Annotated in this window: 16 protein-coding genes; 7 read left to right on the forward strand and 9 right to left on the reverse strand. The window is 40.0% G+C overall.

Annotated features, from left to right (window positions below):
- Positions 1-9 precede the first annotated feature (9 nt).
- The 3 genes from CRI9333_RS13630 to CRI9333_RS13640 form a co-directional block, all read right to left on the reverse strand.
- The gene (locus CRI9333_RS13630) at positions 10-840 is read right to left on the reverse strand and encodes an ABC transporter permease (protein WP_015203741.1); all 831 of its coding nucleotides are present in this window, start codon (positions 838-840) and stop codon (positions 10-12) included.
- A 96-nt stretch (positions 841-936) separates the two neighbouring features.
- Entirely contained in the window at positions 937-1,605 is a 669-nt protein-coding gene (gene hepC, locus CRI9333_RS13635; protein WP_015203742.1) for a heterocyst development glycosyltransferase HepC, read from the reverse strand.
- A gap of 249 nt (positions 1,606-1,854) precedes the next feature.
- Entirely contained in the window at positions 1,855-3,279 is a 1,425-nt protein-coding gene (locus CRI9333_RS13640; protein WP_015203743.1) for a sugar transferase, read from the reverse strand.
- Positions 3,280-4,154: 875 nt separating this feature from the next.
- Between CRI9333_RS13640 and crtA the strand changes: the two genes are divergently transcribed.
- The 4 genes from crtA to CRI9333_RS13660 all read left to right on the forward strand — a co-directional run bounded on the left by crtA (position 4,155) and on the right by CRI9333_RS13660 (position 8,876).
- Positions 4,155-5,024: a cyanoexosortase A gene (gene crtA, locus CRI9333_RS13645; RefSeq protein WP_015203744.1), complete on the forward strand. Its 870-nt coding sequence runs from the start codon at positions 4,155-4,157 to the stop codon at positions 5,022-5,024.
- Complete coding sequence (locus CRI9333_RS13650) at positions 5,021-5,695, forward strand: cyanoexosortase A system-associated protein (RefSeq protein WP_015203745.1); 675 nt, start codon at positions 5,021-5,023, stop codon at positions 5,693-5,695. The genes crtA and CRI9333_RS13650 overlap by 4 nt, the downstream gene beginning before the upstream one ends.
- Positions 5,696-6,039: 344 nt before the next feature.
- Positions 6,040-8,190, forward strand: coding sequence for a Tex family protein (locus tag CRI9333_RS13655; RefSeq protein WP_015203746.1), 2,151 nt, complete (start codon positions 6,040-6,042; stop codon positions 8,188-8,190).
- 56 nt (positions 8,191-8,246) lie between these two features.
- On the forward strand, positions 8,247-8,876 hold the full coding sequence (locus CRI9333_RS13660) for a cysteine hydrolase family protein (RefSeq protein ID WP_015203747.1): 630 nt from the start codon (positions 8,247-8,249) through the stop codon (positions 8,874-8,876).
- A 135-nt stretch (positions 8,877-9,011) separates the two neighbouring features.
- On the opposite strand, the gene CRI9333_RS13665 is transcribed toward CRI9333_RS13660, so the two are convergent.
- Positions 9,012-9,794: a TIGR00297 family protein gene (locus CRI9333_RS13665; protein WP_015203748.1), complete on the reverse strand. Its 783-nt coding sequence runs from the start codon at positions 9,792-9,794 to the stop codon at positions 9,012-9,014.
- A gap of 26 nt (positions 9,795-9,820) precedes the next feature.
- On the opposite strand from CRI9333_RS13665, the gene CRI9333_RS13670 reads away from it, so the two are divergent.
- Complete coding sequence (locus CRI9333_RS13670) at positions 9,821-10,258, forward strand: VOC family protein (RefSeq protein ID WP_015203749.1); 438 nt, start codon at positions 9,821-9,823, stop codon at positions 10,256-10,258.
- Here CRI9333_RS13670 and CRI9333_RS13675 read toward each other — a convergent pair.
- On the reverse strand, positions 10,231-10,869 hold the full coding sequence (locus CRI9333_RS13675; RefSeq protein ID WP_015203750.1) for an esterase/lipase family protein: 639 nt from the start codon (positions 10,867-10,869) through the stop codon (positions 10,231-10,233). The two genes, CRI9333_RS13670 and CRI9333_RS13675, sit on opposite strands and share 28 nt — an antisense overlap.
- A gap of 328 nt (positions 10,870-11,197) precedes the next feature.
- Between CRI9333_RS13675 and CRI9333_RS13680 the strand changes: the two genes are divergently transcribed.
- On the forward strand, positions 11,198-11,725 hold the full coding sequence (locus tag CRI9333_RS13680; protein WP_015203751.1) for a hypothetical protein: 528 nt from the start codon (positions 11,198-11,200) through the stop codon (positions 11,723-11,725).
- A 158-nt stretch (positions 11,726-11,883) separates the two neighbouring features.
- On the opposite strand, the gene CRI9333_RS13685 is transcribed toward CRI9333_RS13680, so the two are convergent.
- The 4 genes from CRI9333_RS13685 to sir form a co-directional block, all read right to left on the reverse strand.
- The gene (locus CRI9333_RS13685; protein ID WP_015203752.1) at positions 11,884-12,975 is read right to left on the reverse strand and encodes a tetratricopeptide repeat protein; all 1,092 of its coding nucleotides are present in this window, start codon (positions 12,973-12,975) and stop codon (positions 11,884-11,886) included.
- Positions 12,976-13,171: 196 nt separating this feature from the next.
- Positions 13,172-13,927 (reverse strand): 16S rRNA (uracil(1498)-N(3))-methyltransferase, encoded by a 756-nt coding sequence (locus CRI9333_RS13690; RefSeq protein WP_015203753.1) that lies wholly within the window; start codon positions 13,925-13,927, stop codon positions 13,172-13,174.
- 18 nt (positions 13,928-13,945) lie between these two features.
- A complete protein-coding gene (locus tag CRI9333_RS13695) occupies positions 13,946-14,440 on the reverse strand; it encodes a DUF6006 family protein (RefSeq protein WP_015203754.1) in 495 nt (164 codons plus the stop codon).
- Between the two features lie 148 nt (positions 14,441-14,588).
- The gene (gene sir, locus CRI9333_RS13700) at positions 14,589-16,580 is read right to left on the reverse strand and encodes a sulfite reductase, ferredoxin dependent (protein ID WP_015203755.1); all 1,992 of its coding nucleotides are present in this window, start codon (positions 16,578-16,580) and stop codon (positions 14,589-14,591) included.
- 320 nt (positions 16,581-16,900) lie between these two features.
- Between sir and CRI9333_RS13705 the strand changes: the two genes are divergently transcribed.
- The gene (locus tag CRI9333_RS13705) at positions 16,901-19,936 is read left to right on the forward strand and encodes a leucine-rich repeat domain-containing protein (protein ID WP_015203756.1); all 3,036 of its coding nucleotides are present in this window, start codon (positions 16,901-16,903) and stop codon (positions 19,934-19,936) included.
- Positions 19,937-19,941: the final 5 nt, after the last annotated feature.

The following is a 19,941-nucleotide window of genomic DNA, read 5'->3' on the forward strand; positions in this document are numbered from 1 at the left end:
AGCTCCTGTTTAAATCACATCAGCAAATGTACGTTCCATCTTGCGGAAATACCAAACCCCACTGGCTGATAATAGGATAACCAAGCCCATAGATAAAATAAATCCAGGCCAATAAATCTGCGCTGTTCCACCCAATATTGCCCAACGGAAGCCATCTATTACTCCTACCATCGGGTTCACTGAGTAAAGTAACCGCCACTTTTCGGGAACAACACTGCTACTAAAGCCAACAGGGGAAACATATAAGCCAAACTGAACAATAAACGGCACTATGAAACGAAAATCCCGATATTGTACATTCAGTGATGCTAACCATAGTCCAGCTCCCAGTGAAGCTGCAAAAGCAATCAATATAAACAAGGGTAACATCAAGATTCGCCAACTGGGTACAAAATTATACCAAGCCATTAAGCCCAGCAAAATCATACCGGAAACAAGAAAATCAACGAAGCTGACGACCACTGCACTCGTAGGAATGATCAACCGAGGAAAGTAAATTTTAGAAATCAAATTAGAATTGCTAATTAAGCTGTTACTGCATTCAGAAAGAGAATTGGCAAAAAATTGCCAGGGGAGCAGGGCTGCAAATACCAAAATCGGGTAGGGAACACCTTCCGAAGGTAACTTCGCGAGCCTACCAAACACTACCGTAAAAACAATCATTGTTAAAAACGGTCGAATCAGCGCCCAGGTAATGCCTATCGCCGTCTGTTTGTAGCGCACAAGGATATCGCGCCAAGCGAGAAAGTAGAATAACTCACGGTAGCGCCACAAATCTTTCCAATATTGGCGTTCTGCGCGACCTGCTTCTATGACTAATGTAGGGGGATGTTGAGTCACTATAATTGCTCAAATAACTGGGGTAACTGGTATCTTGATCGCTTTCCGCGGCATTAGTTAAGTACCAAAACATGAGATATATTTTGGCAACACTACTTAGTAGCCAAACCGCACACCTTCCGAGAGAGTCAAAGGATGTGAATCCATCAAGCTAATCTCACCCCGCAGCACATTCAACAACTCTGGTAACTCGTCCACATTGTACTTGCACATCCAACGGATTAAGAGTGTACTACGAGAATCATCATTAGCTACTGTCGTGCGAAACTTGAGAAGCCGGAATAATTTGCCTCGTCGGCTAATGTGCCACTGTCTAGAGAAAATCGCTCCTGGTGAATAGACATACATCAATATAGCTGCTGCCAGCATAATTGGACTCAGTGCTATCAACAAAACGAAGGCAGCAATCCAGTCAATCCATTGCTTTCCCTGACAACTAGACTGGCTTTGCCTTCTATGGAGTTTTTGAATCGTCCCTTGTAGAAATACGGGTTTATTTGCTTGTTCACAGGCATCTGCCCAGCGCTTCAGCACAGTTTCACCTAATGTTGGATCAAGGCGAACTAGCCGTACTGGAGATTGTTTCAAGCACTCTACTAACTGTTGCTCACTCTCAAACGCAGAGATGTGAGGCTGTTCGCTCTGCTGTCCCACACTCACGAACAATTGTCCCTGCCGCCACTTAAGAGTGCAGCAAGGTAAGTAATTGTCTAAATGCTGCTCTACCGAAGAGTAGTTTAAAGTTGACAGTGTTGACTTGCCCATAGTTAATTACGTAAAGGTTGCCAGTCTACATCTTCTGTTATCTGGGCTTGGCTGCTGTTCTGTGGTTAAAAATTGCATTTGCCATCCCATCAGTTTTGATGTCTTTTCTTAGTTGAGAAAGTTAGGAATGAGATGGGTGATATATATGACGGGCTACGCCTACGCCTTTTTCAATCATCATAAAAAGATTCATAGTTAAATTGTAAAGCTTAATTTCTTCCTTCTTTTGACGATTGACCTAGTAAATGCTTAATATGCACCTTGCTTTCTTAAAACAACAGCCACGGTCTTGAATAGAATGTTTATATCTAACCAGAGCGACCAATTTTCAATGTAGTGAAGGTCTAATCGCATTACTTGATCAAAATCAACAATGTCAGACCGACCAGAAACTTGCCACCAACCTGTGATTCCTGGTAAAACTTCCTGACGAATAAAGTGACGTTCTGAAAAATTTGCTACATCTCTAGTTGCTAAGGGGCGAGGGCCAATCAAGCTCATTTCTCCCCGCAAAACATTAAATATTTGTGGCAATTCATCTAAACTATAACAACGCAAGAATTTACCAACGCGGGTTACGCGCGGATCGTCTTTCATCTTAAACAGAATCCCATCTTTATTTTCATTCAAATCTTCTAATTCTTTTTGCATTTTATCTGCATCAGGGTGCATCGTGCGGAATTTCCAGACTTCAAATGTTTGCCCATGCAAACCGACACGAGTTTGTTTATAAAACACTGGTCCCGATGAATCAAGTTTGATGGCTAGAGCGATTGCTACATAAACTGGAGAAGTTAGTATTATAAATAAACTGGCAAAACAAAAATCGAAAACTCTTTTTATCCAAAAATCCTTGCCTGTAATCAATGGACAATGAAAAGTCATGCAAGGCATTCCGCCAATATTACTTAGCTCTACATCTTTGTGAATTTGTTTTATTTCCGTAGGCAGGATATGAATAGTTATACCAGCCGCTTGAAACAACCAGCATAAAAACATCCTGTTTTTAATTGCATTCCAAGAAATAAATATTTCAGATACTTCTAACTGATTGAGTTGTTCTATGGTTGCCTTACGATTATATCTATCTAAAGCTTGATATCCATCAAATCCTACAATCGTGTAACAATTTTCTTTTTTTATAAAATTAGCATATTGCTCTTGTTCTTTTGGGTCACAAATGACAAAAACAGGATGGCTTCCAATCAATTTGTGATCGCGCATATACTCCAGAGTTGCATTCACAACAAATCTACCAGCACATACAAAAGCTATACTCAATAACCAAGGTAGTAATAAGCTTGAAGGGGAGTCAAATTGTACGGGTTTAGCGCACAGAAGAATTAATAGGAGCAACCCATGAGCAAAAGCTAGCGATTTGATTATATTAAAGTAGTCATAACGCTTGCGCCCTGTTTGATAAAGTCCTTGGATGACCATTACTGCTATCTGAGGCAAAATAGTTATCAGCATCCCTAAAGAACTGCGTGACGTATACCAAGGAAAATCCTCAAATGAAATGTAAGATTCCGCTATCAGCCAGGCTATGGATAAACAAATATAATCACAACCAAACAAAGTTAATATTCTTACCCACCAGCCACCCTTCCGTACTCTAGAAAATACAGGTGCACGCAGGTCTAATGAGGCTTCGCTCAATTGAGAATATGTCATCTTATCTTAGTTCGTTGTATATAGTAATGATTTTCTAAGTGAAACTAGCTTTCTTTTGTTTCAAATCTTTTTTGATTTGAAAGTTGAAATTTTAGATTTTGTAAATTTCCCTTTTTGCATCAACTTTAAACCCGCATAAAGATAGGTTTACACTCACAGCTTTATTATATTTTTACCGTTAAATGATAAATTAGTGTATAAGTATATGTACTGATATTATTAATGAGCAATTAGTGTATACGTATACATACTGATATTATTAATGAGCAATGTATAAATTAGGGTATACGTATACGTATAACTTAAATTCATCCTTGTTAAAAACGTAATACATATTCTTCAAAGCTTTCCACCATAAGGGATGCAGCGATTAGTCTTTGATTATATGTATCTAGATCAAGACAATTAAAAATACTCAAAAGTCTTTTCGTGAAGCAATTGCAAGTTTTTGGTATGGGGAAAGCTCAGATTTATTTATAACCCACCTACGCACTTTCGGTTGTATTATATTATGTAGTGTAAGTAGGTGGACTTAATTAAACGTAAGATTGGCGCAGCCGGAAAAAGTTCTCAAAACCTTACTATAAGGTTATCTTCGGCTACGCCAATCTTAAATCTATTCTACGTTTATTTTCGCTCACCTACTTATCAAGTTTAGGTAGTTTGGCGATCTATTTGAATCTAGAAACATGAGTTTTTCTTTTGTCGGCGATCGCCAAACTACCTAAAATGTATGGCGAAGCCATACTACAATTTGAAGTGCGGAGTGTGGGTTTTATAATCAAGGGGATGGAACGAACAACTATACTATCAGGGCAGCGAAAAAACTTTCAAATAGTTACTACTAACCGTTAAAATCTACGTTTGTTAAACTTATGAAGACTATAAAGCCTAGCTTTATTAAGCCCCTAAGCACCTATCAATTCTGGTTATTAACTTTAGCCGGAGCCTTAATAGCTGTCGATATCAGCTTGAATATCAAGCTGGCTAGAGATATTATCGCTCCAAGCTTAAGTTTACTTCTCTGGAGTGTTATTTTATCTAAGTTATGGGAAAAACGCCACACATTAAGCTTAAATAGTGACATTTTTTCTAGTTTGTTGGGATTAGTACTCATTGCTTTTGTACTTGTGAGGAGTCTAGTTACTGTCAGGATATCGCTACTGCTTGACTTTTTGCCTGTGATTTCAGCGCTAGCTTTGATTTTACTGGCTTCTGGAATTAAAGGATTTAATCAATATAGGCAAGAACTGCTGCTCATATTAGTTTTAAACATATCTGATTCATTACTAGGAAAAGTGTTTGATCCTTCTAACCTGACAGCTAGATTTGCTACTTATATAATGTCTTGTTTTGGCTTTAAAGCTGTTTTGCAAGGAATTAATATCGTCACGAACGCTGGAACAGTAGCAGTATTACCAGGGTGTTCTGGCTTAGTTAATATGCTTTTTTTATGGCAATTAGCAATACTTTTTATAGTAACCTTTCCGGCTAATTTAGCAAAAAAAAATTATGTACCTGTTGTAGCTGTGAGTGTGGGATTTATATTTAATGCAGCGCGAGTTGCTCTATTAACAGTTTTAATAACTAACTCACAAGAGAAAGCATTTGAATACTGGCATGATGGTGATGGTAGCCAAATATTTGTGATAATGTCCGTATTAGTATTTGGAGCCTTCTGCTACTTTCTCATTGAAACAGATGAACCTGCCAACCCCGATTCAAGGGAATACCCCGATAAATGAGCTTCTTGAAACAGTTGCGGATGTCTTTGCTAGTAATAACTAATGCCTTTGTTATTTTAGTACTCGGTAAAATCGTTTTATCTCCTCCGATTCACAAGGAGAGTTTATTTCCGCCTGTGGTGCCATTACCCAAATGGCAGCTAATAGACAGTATAGAGAGCAAGGCTATATCAGGAAAGCCTTGGATTTTATCTGGAAGGGACTATCGGTATATTCAGAATCAACTACCACTAACTATATATATGCGCTACGTAGAACCCACCGATGGAGATGTTAAACAACTTATAAATAACCATACTTCTATCAAATTTTCCGATGCTCAACCTAAACTGAGTATACGTCAGCAATCAGGGGTAGGTTTTTATGGTGTTTACGTTTACCAGCAGCGAGTATACCTAGATGCCTGTATTAATGTGCGGGGAAGTAGTACTTTTACTGCCGAACAGTTTAGCAATAATAAGAAGCTCTATCAGTGGCAGTTCAATAGGCTGCTAGCTTATTTACTCGCTGACACCCCTCTAAATGAGCGGCGTTGCCTTTTGAGTCATTTGTCTATACCTTTAAAGGGTACCTCACCCGAGGCAGCTTATAACAATTTAGAAACTATTTGGTTTTCCTGGTACAGATGGTGGAGTTTTCGTTTTTATAAAAGAGAGAACTTTCGCATATAGAAATTATGAAAAATTAATGTGCTACCTATGTGACTTGTTAGTTTTCTTCCTGCCTTCCTACATTGCTTAAATGAACTGAGTTGAGAACGAATGATTGCATATCAAAGGCAATGAAATTGTTTGTAACCTTAAAAAATTTACTAGATAGACTGCTCAATCAAGGATAATTATTAAATTGCATCGTCGAGTCAAAAATTTAAGCAATGCTGTAATAGCACGCTAAATGTGGAACAGGTTATCAACTAATATTTTTAGAGGGAAGACTAAAATAGTTTCCTAGCCACCAATCCCCAGATGCCAGTTCTGTACTCACAAATTATATTTAATTTTACTCACCAACTTATATGCTGAATATCCCTCAATTATTAGCAGATGAGCTTTCGCTTCAACCATTTCAGATAAAAAATGCTCTTGAACTGCTCAATGAGGGCGCAACTGTGCCTTTTGTTTCTCGCTATCGTAAAGAACGCACTGGTGAGATGAATGAAATTCAGTTACGTGACCTTTCTGATCGGTATAGTTATTTAACAGAGCTAGAAGAAAGAAAAGCGTCGATTTTGGATGCGATCGCATCTCAAGGTAAACTCACTGATGAGCTACAAGCTAAAATTACATCCTGCTTACAGAAAAACGAATTAGAAGACCTTTATCTTCCCTACAAAGCTAAACGTCGCACACGCGCTACCATTGCTAGAGAAAAAAATTTAGAACCACTAGCTGAATTTATTAAATCACTTAATAATCGTAATGCCAAGTCTGCTTCTTTAGACCAAGAAGCAGCAAAATATATTTCTGAAGAGAAAAAAGTTAAAAACGCAGAAGAAGCACTTAAAGGTGCATCTGATATTTTAGCAGAATCAGTCGCGGAAAAAGCTGATTTACGTGCTTACTTGCGAGACTTCTTAATGAATTCAGGAGTATTCGTTTCTACTATTAAAGATGATTATCCCGAAGGTACAACCAAATTTGAAATGTACCGCAAATACACAGCTAGGGTAAAAGATATTCCTCCCCATAATATGCTGGCACTTTTTCGGGGTGAGACTGAGGGGATTTTAAAAGTTGAACTTGACTTTGATGAATCAGTTGTTACTGATTATTTAGAGTACCAGGAAATTAAAACTAAAGTTCCAGAAGTACGGCAATTTTACCGAGAAATGCTTAAGGATGCTTTTAATCGTCTGATGAAAACATCTTTAATTAGTGAAGTACGTGCTGAAAAGAAAAATTTTGCCGATATTGAATCAATTAAAACATTTGAAAATAATTTGCGAGAGTTATTGCTATCACCTCCTGCTGGAATGCAGCCTACATTAGCAATTGATCCAGGTTTTCGCACTGGTTGTAAAGTTGCGGTTCTTTCAGAAACTGCTCAATTTTTAGAGTATCAAGCGGTATTTCCCCACCAAAGCCAAAAACAGCGTGAAGAAGCTGCTAATACAATTAAGAAGCTAGTAGAAAAATACCATATTCAACTAATTGCAATTGGTAACGGTACTGCGGGACGTGAAACAGATGAATTTGTTTCGGAAGTACTAGCAAAAATGTCACGCCAACCGATTAAAGTGATGGTAAATGAATCGGGTGCATCTATCTATTCAGCAAGTGAAGTTGCGGGTAAAGAATTTCCTGATCTAGATGTAACGGTTCGTGGTGCAATTAGTATCGGAAGACGCTTACAAGACCCACTAGCAGAGTTAGTTAAAATTGACCCTAAATCTATTGGTGTAGGACAGTATCAGCACGATGTTGATCAAAAGCTGTTGAAGAAAAATTTAGATGAAACTGTCGAGAGTTGCGTTAACTATGTAGGGGTAGATCTTAATACTGCTTCTAAAGAACTACTGACATTTGTTTCTGGAATTACACCAACAGTCGCTCAAAATATTGTTACCTATCGTAACGAAAATGGCGCATTTAAGAATCGTCGCCAACTTAAAAAAGTAGCAAAATTAGGCTTAAAAGCTTTTGAACAAGCTGCGGGTTTTTTGCGAATTCGTGACGGTGAGAATCCGTTGGATAATACCGCAGTGCATCCAGAAAGTTATGGTGTAGTGGAAGCGATCGCACAAGATTTGGGTATACCATTAAAACAGACAACCCAGGTTGCAGAAAAGCTCAAGTCAATTAACATTCAGAAATACGTCACTGATAAAATTGGCGAACCTACATTGCGCGATATTATCAGCGAATTGGAGAAACCAGGACGCGACCCCAGAGAACAATTTAAATATGCTAGCTTCAAAGCAGGAATTAAGGAAATCCGCGACCTTGAAGTTGGCATGGAATTAGAAGGAATTGTGACTAATGTCGCTAACTTTGGTGCGTTTGTGGATATTGGAGTGCATCAAGATGGTTTAGTGCATATCTCCCAACTTGCAGATAGATTTGTAAGTGACCCCAAGCAAATTGTTAAGGTGGGACAAGTAGTTAAAGTGCGCGTGATGGAAGTGAATGAGAAATTGAAGCGCATTAGCTTATCAATGAGGTTATAATCTGCAAAAAAACAGCACCGTTTTTACTATCCACAAATTACAAGCAGGAACAGTATATGCCTAATTACAAGATTGAGCCAAACTCAGCACTATTAATTATAGATGCCCAGCAAGAATACTCAAACTCTAACCGTCCTCTTTTCACGTCTGACTTCAACGAAACTGTACTAAATATTAATAAAATTTCCCAAGCTTGCCGACAGCAAAAAATCCCAGTTTTTATAGTAAAACATCTTCTTGATCGCAGTGGTAGAAATGCAGGCAGAATGGCAGACTTTATCTCAGAGCAGGTATTTATAGACGGCGAGCAATATGCGGAATCAGACTCGTCTGTAGTTGTTGATGAATCTGATATTGTTATAGAAAAGACTCGCTATAGTGCCTTTATTAATACCAATCTAGAGGCTTATTTAAAATCTTTGGGAATAAACACCGTTTTGGTGACAGGATTTATGACAGGCTACTGCTCTGTTACGACTGCACGACACGCCCATGATTTAGATTATCAGGTAATATACATAAATGATGCCAACTCAGGACCTACTTTTGGTAACTTGGGGTTTGGCGAGGTGTCAGTTGAGGATATCAAGCGTGTAGTTGCAACTCTCTTAGCTGGAGGTGTCGCTGAAGTAATTGACACAAATGAAGCAATCAACAGAATAACCAAAGCTCAAGTTTCAGTGTAGATGAGCGGAATTTTTTCTTTAATCTACCACTAGGGATTAAATGTTTTATTACGCTAAAACCAGATTGTTGATCTATCTTCGCTCCTGATAAAATCGATTCGGAGCATTTTTCAAGACAACTTCCTGGTTTCTAGCTTAATAATGCCAATACTGCCATGCTAAGGCTAACAAAATTGCTGCGATCGCACCAATTAAAGTATTGAAAATATTCACTACTTCATTAGTCATCCAGTCAAACTTAGATTGCAAAGTTGCACCAATCACACTTTCTAAGTTAGTACCAATAAAAGCAGCGACCACACAAATAATTACATCTGTCAAGCTAATTAAATTAACAGCATAAGCGACGAGTGCGATCGCAACTGAACCCAAAATTCCGGCTAGAGTTCCTTCCAAACTCACAGCGCCTTCTGTTCCCCGTGCTACAGGCTGTAAAGTAGTAATTAAAAACGTGCGCTTCCCATAAGCTTTACCTACCTCACTAGCACAGGTATCTGATAACTTCGTGCTAAAACTAGCAACATAGCCTAACAAAAGTAGAGGAATAACCCACCCTTGAGCGCTAGGCGCAAATATCGACACAAATAAAGTTCCTAACGCGCACACAGCAGCAGTAAGCGCAGAACCCCAAACATTTTCTGGACCTCTTGCCCCAGAACGCTTTTCAGCAATACCCTCTGCTTCCTTCTGGGCGATGCCGATACGGGTGACACCAGAACCTACCAAAAAATAAAACGCTACTACTAAATACCCTTGCCAACCCAAAGTACCCCAAACAATCACCCCCAGTAGCCCAGCGTGAAATATACCCGCAGGAGTTAGTAACTTTTTGGGAGCAAACCACACAATACTTAATAAAATTGCGTTTAATCCTAGCCCAATCAGCCAAGGATTTACAGAATAGAAGGAAGAGAACATTAAACTACCCACCTCTTAAAAACATTATGAGTCAAGTTATATTTCATCTTGCCTTTCCTGTAAGTAATATTGCACAAACCAAAGAATTTTATGTTGATGGCTTGGGTTGCGAAGCTGGGCGGGAAACTAACGCCTCTATAATTCTCAATCTTTACGGACATCAATTAGTTGCCCACGTCACCCATGAACCTGTGACACCTCAGCGCACTATTTATCCTAGACACTTTGGCTTAGTGTTTACATCACTTGCTGACTGGGAAGCACTATTAGCTAAGGCGCAGTCAAAGCAACTGCAATTTAGAGAACAGCCCAAATTACGCTTTTCTGGGCAACCTACAGAACATCGTACTTTCTTTTTAGAAGATCCTTTCCATAATGTGTTGGAGTTTAAATTTTACTCTCATGCTACGGCAATTTTTGGTAGTCGCGAATTTACTCAAATAGGCGATGCAGTAGAAGCTTGAGCCGCAGGGCGTTTGAGCGGTTCTGATAGTGCTGTTACCACAGACTGAATTGATCTAGGGTCTGTTAACATCCAGGCATGGGCAGCGACTGGCAGCACTATTTCTCGTCCTACTGGCAACCGTGAACTTTTAGCAGGTACGATCATCAAATCAAAAGGTGTCCAGATAGACGTAAAATTTAACTGTTTAAGCATCTCGACATCCTGATTCAAATCTTGGATTAAGGAGCTACTAGGGCGCATTTGCCTACAGCCTGGAAGTTGAGACAAATGGGCAACTTTAGTACCTTGGTGTGGAGAAGAAATGGTAATAAAGCGTTGCACCCGTTCAATACCACCGATTCGTTGGACATAGTAACGGCTAACAATACCACCCATACTGAAGCCAACAAGATCGATTGGTTGAGATGGAGCAAATGTTTGATCTATATAATTGGCTACTTGTGCAGCTAGTTCATCAAGACCCACTTTGCCATTATTAGGTGTGAGGCTGATGTCATACACAGACCAGCCTAAGTTAGATAAATAAGGAGCCATTTTAGAAAAAACTGCGCCTGTGTCATTAATTCCATGAACTAACAAGACAGGATTGCGATCGCTATTAATGTTCATATCCGAGCATAGTTAGGTTCCTACTCCTAGCTTAGATCTATGCGATCGCCACTTTTATCCCCCCTATGACACTCACTTAACTGGCATCAGTTGTCACCTCAAAAATGAGTGAAAATATCAACAATTATTAAGAATTATAAAGATTCTTGCATTTGTTCACGTAGAAAATTCATAATTCGACTTGGCGACTATTTGGGTAGAAGCCATATCTTGAAGTAGCTGCTATAGTTTTGCAGTTGTAATAACACTCTCAATTCAAAATTAAAATAGCTTGCTCCAGTTATTGTGGACGCAGTTAAATTCATCATTAAACCAGGAGTAAAAATCAATGTTCGGTTTTATTAAAAACTTCTTCAACGCAATTATCGGCTTCATTAGTGGTTTCTTTGGTTCTAAGAAATCTCAAGATAATCAGTTACAACCTGCCAAAGCCAAGAAAGGTGGCGGCTATTATATGCAGTTAGATGAATCGGACTCTGTGCCAGAAACTGCGCCTAAATCAACTGCATCTAAGTCAGATGCGCCCGAACCTGCTACTAAAGCTAAACCACAACCAGCAGCAGCAAAAGCTGAACCAGCACCAAAAGCCGAGCCAGCACCTGCAAAAGCTGAAAAAACCCCTGATGCGCCAAAACCTGAGCAAGTTCGAGTTGAGTTAGTGCAAGGTGCAGAAGGATTGAAAGCAGAACCAGTTAAGCAGCCAGTAACAACAGCAGCTAGTAATGGAAAATCTGCATCTTCGACATTTGCAACTGACTATTTAATTCAGCCTTCTAGCTCTTCTCGCCGTCGTCGTCCTGGTGCAAACATGAACTCATATCTAGATATGGCGCGTCAGGTTAAAACACCTTCTTAATAACAGGGATAATTCCTTGTGATTCAAGAACAGCAAGGGAGCAGGGAAGTAAGTTAAAAAACTAATTTTTATTTATTTTGTGGATAAAAAATTGATCACAAAAAAAGTTTTTATCCCATAATAATCAACCCTGCTCCTAATATCAAAAATGCTTAATTTTAACGCATAGATCTTAAAAAAATTAACCCACTATATAAATGAAATGCTTGATCCCAAAGAGTATCTATGTTGCGGGATAGCTCAATGTGTGGCTTAATGCGACCTAGCAACTCAGTTTGATTAACTGCCGTTTCACCGAAGATAGTAAAATCAGACCAAATTGATGTTTGGGGCAACTGGTGATTGAGAAAGTTAATTAAGTTATTCCATTTATTTCTAGTGGTTGTCTTAGTTACTGCCTGAATATCTGCTTGTTTTTGGGAAAGGCTAATGCTGTGTTGAAATTGGTATTGGAAATCGCATAACCTCAGAATACTGCCTCTTTCTGGTAAGTGTAAATCACAACACTGAACATAATCTAATATTTTAGTTTTGCGTTGCAGTTTACGTTTAACGTCAAAATCTACAACTTCTTCAAATATAGGTAATAGTCCTTCTACTCGCTGCTTGACTTCTGACCAATCGAAAGTTATTGAACCTAAGTGAGACTGATCATTTTTGCAAACTACAGTGACTTGAGAGAGATTAGACTTAAAATAATTTACTTGTAAAATATTAATTTTTTCGATATCTGTAAGCGATGCGGAAAAGCTAGGGATGGCAGCAGGTTGTAGTTGTTGAGTTAAAAATTGTAATTCTCCAATCCGACCAATTTTATATAAGCGCCAACCACGAGTAGGTAAATGTAGCCGCGCCGTGTAGGGATCAATTTCCATCACGCCAGCTAACTTTTGGGCTGCTACTTTTTTAAATTCAGGGTTAATAGATTCTAAAATCATCACGCCTATTTCTGCACTTTCAGGCGTGGCAGTAGCATCTGCGATCGCTTGTTGCCGTTGTTGTTTTAAAATATCTGCTATTCGCTGAAGTCCCTGACGAGCTTGAGGGATAATTTTAGGATGGGTTGTATCTTTTAGTAGTTGTCGGTAAACATTTTCTGCTGATTCCAGTTTACCTGTCTCTTCGTACAATCGTCCTACATAAAACTGCACCCAAGGGTTTTGAGGCTCTTGTTTAATTAACTGCTTAAGTAGTTTCGAGACTGTTTGATATTGTTTACGTTTAAAAGCTTCAGCAACTTGTTCAAGCATATTAGTTTTTAATTAAAATTGATTTAGCTCGTAATGTTATCAACAGTTAATTATTATAAAAGCTGATCTTTAAAAGTTAATTTTTAAGAGTTTTTACCGCAGATGAACGCAGATAAACGCAGATATTTCTTTAGAGTTAATTATTTGGGGGATAGGATTATAAATTGATTAACGACTTACTCCTGTTATAAAAGGCTCAAATTTTTTCTGTAGCCGCAGCAATTAAAGACATAGCTACAATTGGTGCAGTTACTGCTCTCAGGATACGATGACCTAAAGAAACAGGTTGAAAATTATGTGCGATCGCACTCTCTACTTCTGCATCTGTCCAACCTCCCTCGCAACCCGTAGCAATTACAATTGATTGAGAGTAATCACTGTTACCATCAACTTTTAGTTGTAAGCACTCTAGTAAATTGACACAATCACGGCGAGTAACACAGATATATTGATGATTTTTAACTAATTCCTCATGTAGTTGCTCTTGACAAAAGGACAAACCTGCACTAAATGCTAGAGGATCTAAAATAGTCGGTACAATCTGACGTTCTGATTGTTCAGCAGCTTCAGTAGCAATGCGTCGCCAGCGTTCCAATTTTTGGGGACTAGGATTAAGTAAAGTGCGATCGCTCATTACTGGCATAATCACAGCAACACCTAACTCAGTACAGCAACGCACAATCTCATCAAATCCATTACCTTTAGGCAGTGCTACCATCAAAGTTACTGTAACTGGTAACTCAGTTTCAATTGATAATTGTTCTAAAATTTCAGCAGACGTTCCTGCTAAATTTGCCAGCAACCAATTACCTTTACCATCAATAGCAATAAAGCGATCGCCCTGACGTAACCGCAATACCCTACTCAAATAATGGTGTTGCTGAGGCGTTAGAGTAATTTGCTGCTGATGAATTTGCGTCGGTGCGATCGCTAACCTTTGTAACTGAGCCAAACTGAATCCTTAAAAAATTTATCTTGAAGTAGCTCTCTGACACTGTAGCCCATAGGGAATACCATTCCACCTCACAAAGCCGCTTGCATAGTTGCGATTACCAGTGTGCATCATTAGCAGTAAAGGCAACCATTCCTCAGTACTTTTGAAACGCATTGGCAGCAAGTGATCTAAACGAGCAGTTGGCGGATCACCAGGTCCATATTCTCTTGACTCTAGCTCACTTACAACAGTATTACCATCAATCATTTGACCTGTAACTTTGAAGGCATTTTGACAAATATTTCCTTGACAAAACGACTGTTCTATTAGCTTAAAGTCTAGAGTTGTCTGCCTACCGTCTAGGTTACAATCCCATCTACCTTGCCAGTCAGACAAGATTACATCTGTAGGGTTTCTTCGTGAACCAGAATTAAGCTCAGATCCTTGAGTTGCTTGGCTAAAACAGAGAGAAACACCTATTGCACTGATGCCACCCAATGCCGATAACCATCGAGCGGTAGTTTTGTTCATTTTTTTACTCTTTGCAAATCACTAAAATCAACCTAATCAACTAAATATCATCTTTATTCGTAATCACAAAAAAAATGCCCACTAAGTTGTAAATTATACCAACTAGCGGGCTGTTGATTATTTTTTTGTTGCTTGGTTTTACAAAAAATTAATCATCATTGTTCTGGGAATTTTCCTGCAAGTAAGCATCTAAAACCTCTGATACCAACAAAGTTAGTGGCTTGCCTTGGCTGGTAGCAAATTCTTTGAGACGTGCATAAACATCAGGCTTAACACTAATCCGAGGGCGGTGTTTGCTGACGCGGGTAGTCTCTGAAGTAGTCGCAATGCTATTGATCTCATCAGCAGTATTAATTTGAGCTAACTCCTCCGTAGTAATTGCAGGCTCATAAGTAGCAGAAAACTCGCGGATAGCATCGAACCCAACGCGATCGCAGAAATCTCCAAAACTTTCCCCTGCTTGACGAGATTGCTTACAAAATACCAAAATTGGCTCTAATAAGCTTTCCAAGTCATTGATGTGCATCTTGTCTACATAAGCTTTAGCTAACCTTGTTTGATTGGCAGATCCGCCCAACCAAATTTGATAAGTTTCAGCTTGGCTACCCACAAACCCTAATTCCGCCATGTAAGGACGCGCACAACCATTTGGGCAACCAGTCATTCTGATAACAAATTGTTCCTGATCCATCCCTAGCTTGTTCAGCAAAGCCCGAATGCGATCTAAGATACCAGGGATTGCTCGTTCTGATTCCGTAACCGCCAAACCGCAGGTAGGCAGCGCAGGACAAGCCATTGAAAGGCGTACCAATGGATCGATCACATTAATATCTACTTGAACGCCACAGTTTTCAAGAATCTGCTGAATTTTAGGTTGTAGCGTTGGTTCAATCTCGTAAATTAGCAAATTTTGGTGGGCAGTTAAGCGGATAGGCAAGTTAAACTGCTGTACAATTTCCCGCAAAGCAGTTCTCAGCTTAAACGTACCTTCATCCTTAATTCGACCATTATCAATCGAAATACCCAAGAACAGTTTACCGTCTCCCTGTTCATTCCAACCCAGGAAGTCTTCGTACTTCCATTGGGGTAAAGGTTTAAAAGGTTTAATCGCTTTTCCTAAATATTCCTCAACAGTAGCGCGGAACTTATCAACGCCCCAATCTTCCAGCAGGTATTTCATCCGCGAATGACGACGATCAAAGCGATTCCCATAATCTCGCTGCGTCGCTACAATAGCCTTAACTAAATCGTAGACATCTTCCTTATCTACATATCCAATTTCATCAGCTAGGCGAGGAAAAGTGTCTTCTTTATTATGAGTGCGACCTAAACCGCCACCCGCATAAATATTAAATCCCTCTAATTCTCCTTGGTCATTAGTAATTACTACTAAGCTGACATCTTGAGAATATAGATCAATCGAATTATCCCCAGGAACAGTTACAGAGATTTTAAATTTACGGGGCATATAATGTTGCCCATAAATTGGTTCTTCTGTACCGTGAACAATCGTGCCATTGCCATTACGTTGCCGCGCTGCTACGATTTCTGGGCTTTCTTCCGCGCTAATACTCTTTTCCCCATCTAACCAAATTTCGTAGTACGCGCCAGTTTGAGGAGTCAGCAAGGCAGCAATATTGTCCGCATACTCCCAAGCATAATTATATTCAGGGCGATTTTTGTAGGGAGCAGGTGGAGCCATGACATTACGGTTGACATCACCGCAAGCGCCGAGGGTTGAACCCATGCTTTTAATTATCGCCGCGATCGCACTTTTAAGATTTTTTTTCAAAATCCCGTGCATCTGAAACCCTTGGCGAGTTGTAACCCGTAATGTTTGATTGCCGTATTCGTCAGCCAGTCGGTCTAATGTCAGATACAATTGCGGTGGCACTAACCCGCCTGGATTGCGAGTACGCAGCATAAACTGGTAGTCTTTCTCCTGACCCTTGACTCGATTATCTCGGTTGTCTTGCTGGTATGACCCGTGATATTTGAGAATTTGAATAGCATCTTCTGTGAAACAGTTGGTGTCCTGATATATCTCAGTTGCCACTGGTTGACGCAAATAATTACTGCGATCTTTAGTACCTTCTACTTTAGAAAGCTTTTGTGTTTGAGGAGTTGGAGTTTTAACCATTGGATCTACGGGTCTTTACCTTTAAACTTGATTATCGCTAATCCGGTCGGGATTTGGATGAATACTTTGATCGTACTAAGTAGGTGGGCGGAAATAAAATTTTGGTTACATAAATGATAAAACGCCTGAAACCAGAGTTAAAGTTATGCGATCGCCTTTTCCCATCATCTCAAGGCGCGTTGGCGTAGCCCGCCGCAAGCATCGCCTAAATCCGCAATATCCCAAACAGCGAACTGAGAGATCGCCAAAAAATGATGGTCTAACATTTTCCCTAATCAGTTAAGATAATCTTCTTTCCTTTTACCCTTCTCCTTGGAATTATGACGCAGGAAGAGTTATTGCAACTGATAGATCGCGCCGTGGCTGAGGGTTGGCGAGAGTTAGACTTGTCGGGGCAAGAGTTGACTGAGTTACCTGGGGAAATTGGTAAGTTGCAGCAGCTTGAGTCTTTGATTTTGGGAAAGAAGATTGAAGCTTATGAATTTGTAGGAGACCGCTATCTCGAAAAGGTTTCGGGCAACAATTTAAAAACGCTTCCACTCGAACTATTGGGTTTGCCTAATTTGCGTAAATTGGATATTAGTGGCAATCCTTTAGAGAGCATTCCCGATGTGGTAACGCAAATACTACATTTAGAGGAACTTATCTTAATTCGAGTAAAGCTAACTGAAATACCTGATGCGATCGCTAAATTAACCAATCTGACGCAGCTTGACCTCAGTAACAACCAAATAACCCAGATTCCAGAGGCGATAGCTAAATTAACCAATCTGACGCAGCTTGTCCTCTTTAACAACCAAATAACTCAGATTCCAGAGGCGATAGCTAAATTAACCAATCTGACGCAGTTTATCCTCAGTAACAACCAAATAACTCAGATTCCAGAGGCGATCGCTAATTTAACCAATCTGACGCAGCTTATCCTCAGTAACAACCAAATAACTCAGATTCCAGAGGCGATCGCTAATTTAACCAATCTGACGCAGCTTGACCTTCTTAACAACAAAATAACCCAGATTCCAGAGGCGATCGCTAATTTAATCAATCTGACGCAGCTTGACCTTCTTAACAACAAAATAACCCAGATTCCAGAGGCGATAGCTAAATTAACCAATCTGACGCAGCTTATCCTCAGTGACAACAAAATAACCCAGATTCCAGAGGCAATCGCTAAATTAACCAATCTGACGCAGCTTGACCTCCATTCCAACAAAATAACCCAGATTCCAGAGGCAATCGCTAAATTAACCAATCTGACGCAGCTTGACCTCCGTTCCAACAAAATAACCCAGATTCCAGAGGCGATAGCTAAATTAACCAATCTGACGCAGCTTGACCTCAGTGACAATTCAATTACCAATATTCCATTAGAAATGCTTAATTCAAAAGATGCAAAAGAGATTTTGAATTACTTGAGGCAAATTAGCACAAGTGAAACTCGACCATTACACGAAGCTAAACTGTTACTCATCGGACAAGGCAGCGTCGGCAAAACATCCCTTATCGAGCGACTAATCCGCAATAAATATGATAAAAATCAACCCCAAACCGACGGACTCAATGTGGAAACTTGGAACGTGCAGGTCAATAGCAAAGACATCCGCCTGAATGTTTGGGACTTTGGCGGACAGGAAATTTATCATGCTACCCATCAATTTTTTCTGACTAAGCGCAGCCTCTATCTCCTAGTTTGTAATTGTCGCACCAGCGAAGAAGAAAACCGCATTGAATATTGGCTAAAACTAATCGAAAGCTTCGGCGGACAGTCCCCTGTGATTATCGTTGGCAACAAAAAAGACGAACAACCCCTCGACATCAACCGCAAAGCATTACGCGAAAAATATCCTAACATCCAAGCGATTATCGAAACCTCCTGCCAAGACAATATCGGCATTGATGAACTTCGCACCGCCATTTTGAAGCAAGTCGGCAAGCTCAAAGAAGTCTACGACCTTCTACCACTCTCATGGTTCGAGGTTAAACAACAACTCGAATCCATGACTGAAGACTTCATCAGCTACAGTAGCTATATCGGCATCTGCTACAAAAACAATATTCCCGAAGAACAAAACCAAGAGCAACTGATCGATCTCCTCCATCGACTTGGCTTAGTTCTCAACTTCCGTGAGCATCCCATCCTCAAAGATACCAACGTCCTCAAACCCAACTGGGTGACAGAAGGCATTTACGCGCTCCTGAGCGATGAAATCCTCAAAACTAAAACCAAAGGCATTTTCACCTCTGCCGATCTCACCCGCATCCTCGATCCAAAGCGTTATCCCACCCAGCGTCACGGCTATCTGATCGGGCTGATGAAAGAATTTGAACTTTGCTTTGCACTAGAATGTGACCCACCACAATTTCTGATTGCGGGACTTCTGCCCAAAGACCAACCAGACAAAACAGAACTCCAAGGCGAAACCCTCGAATTTCAATACCATTACAAAGTTCTCCCCGAAAGCATCATCTCCCGCTTCATCGTCAACACCCACGAAAAAATTCATAATCAAATCTATTGGCGCAGTGGCGTAATGCTTGCCTATCAAGAAAACAACGAAATCTACAACATCGCTCGGATCAAAGCCGATCCCGAAGACAAAAAAATCTTCATCACCATTAGCAAACGCAAAGAAACCCGCCGCTTATTTCTGGGCATTCTCCGCGATGTCTTCAAAAAAATCCACAACTCCCTCCCCAATCTCGAAATCACCGAATGGGTTCCCGTCCCCAACCATCCCAACCATCCACCCCTCGACTACGAAGAACTCCTCGGACAAGAATCAATGGGTGAAACCACAATCACCATCGGCAAACTAAGATTAAAACTCGATCTGCGTCAACTTTTAGATGGCTACGAATCACTAGAATCGCGTCAGAAAATACAAAAAGTTGATCCAGAAAGCGATCGCTTTACAGTCAAGATTTATAATACTAACCACCAAGGAGAATATAAACCGATGACACAAAACACAAACAACTTTCAAAACCCAAACATCGCCAACTTTGCCAACGAAGTTAAAGACAACGCCAGTCAGCAAGCCTCTAACTTCAACCAAACAAGCGGCGCAAACATCAGCGAAATTCTGCAACTAATCGGTAACCTGCGCCAAACTGCCGCCCAATTCCCACCAGATATCCGCGATGACATCACCATTGAAATTGATGATGTAGAAACAGAAATTCAAAAGCCAGAACAAGAACGCAATTTACGCAAACTCACAAACCGTCTAGTAGCTTTACTAACTGCTGCTACTGTAACTTTTAGCGGGATAGCAGGTATGACAGACTTTACAAACAATGTTATGGAAATAGGGAACAAATTAAACATCGAACTAAAGCTTCCCTCTGGTAAATAGACTTT

Source organism: Crinalium epipsammum PCC 9333, from assembly GCF_000317495.1.
GTDB lineage: Bacteria > Cyanobacteriota > Cyanobacteriia > Cyanobacteriales > PCC-9333 > Crinalium > Crinalium epipsammum.

What these genes read in the sequence shown, in the direction of transcription:
- hepC (WP_015203742.1), bottom strand. Translation starts at nt 1,605, where the DNA reads ATGGGCAAGTCAACACTGTCAACTTTAAACTACTCTTCGGTAGAGCAG.
- CRI9333_RS13640 (WP_015203743.1), bottom strand. Translation starts at nt 3,279, where the DNA reads ATGACATATTCTCAATTGAGCGAAGCCTCATTAGACCTGCGTGCACCT.
- crtA (WP_015203744.1), top strand. Translation starts at nt 4,155, where the DNA reads ATGAAGACTATAAAGCCTAGCTTTATTAAGCCCCTAAGCACCTATCAA.
- CRI9333_RS13650 (WP_015203745.1), top strand. Translation starts at nt 5,021, where the DNA reads ATGAGCTTCTTGAAACAGTTGCGGATGTCTTTGCTAGTAATAACTAAT.
- CRI9333_RS13655 (WP_015203746.1), top strand. Translation starts at nt 6,040, where the DNA reads ATGCTGAATATCCCTCAATTATTAGCAGATGAGCTTTCGCTTCAACCA.
- CRI9333_RS13660 (WP_015203747.1), top strand. Translation starts at nt 8,247, where the DNA reads ATGCCTAATTACAAGATTGAGCCAAACTCAGCACTATTAATTATAGAT.
- CRI9333_RS13665 (WP_015203748.1), bottom strand. Translation starts at nt 9,794, where the DNA reads ATGTTCTCTTCCTTCTATTCTGTAAATCCTTGGCTGATTGGGCTAGGA.
- CRI9333_RS13670 (WP_015203749.1), top strand. Translation starts at nt 9,821, where the DNA reads ATGAGTCAAGTTATATTTCATCTTGCCTTTCCTGTAAGTAATATTGCA.
- CRI9333_RS13675 (WP_015203750.1), bottom strand. Translation starts at nt 10,869, where the DNA reads ATGAACATTAATAGCGATCGCAATCCTGTCTTGTTAGTTCATGGAATT.
- CRI9333_RS13680 (WP_015203751.1), top strand. Translation starts at nt 11,198, where the DNA reads ATGTTCGGTTTTATTAAAAACTTCTTCAACGCAATTATCGGCTTCATT.
- CRI9333_RS13685 (WP_015203752.1), bottom strand. Translation starts at nt 12,975, where the DNA reads ATGCTTGAACAAGTTGCTGAAGCTTTTAAACGTAAACAATATCAAACA.
- CRI9333_RS13695 (WP_015203754.1), bottom strand. Translation starts at nt 14,440, where the DNA reads ATGAACAAAACTACCGCTCGATGGTTATCGGCATTGGGTGGCATCAGT.
- sir (WP_015203755.1), bottom strand. Translation starts at nt 16,580, where the DNA reads ATGGTTAAAACTCCAACTCCTCAAACACAAAAGCTTTCTAAAGTAGAA.
- CRI9333_RS13705 (WP_015203756.1), top strand. Translation starts at nt 16,901, where the DNA reads ATGACGCAGGAAGAGTTATTGCAACTGATAGATCGCGCCGTGGCTGAG.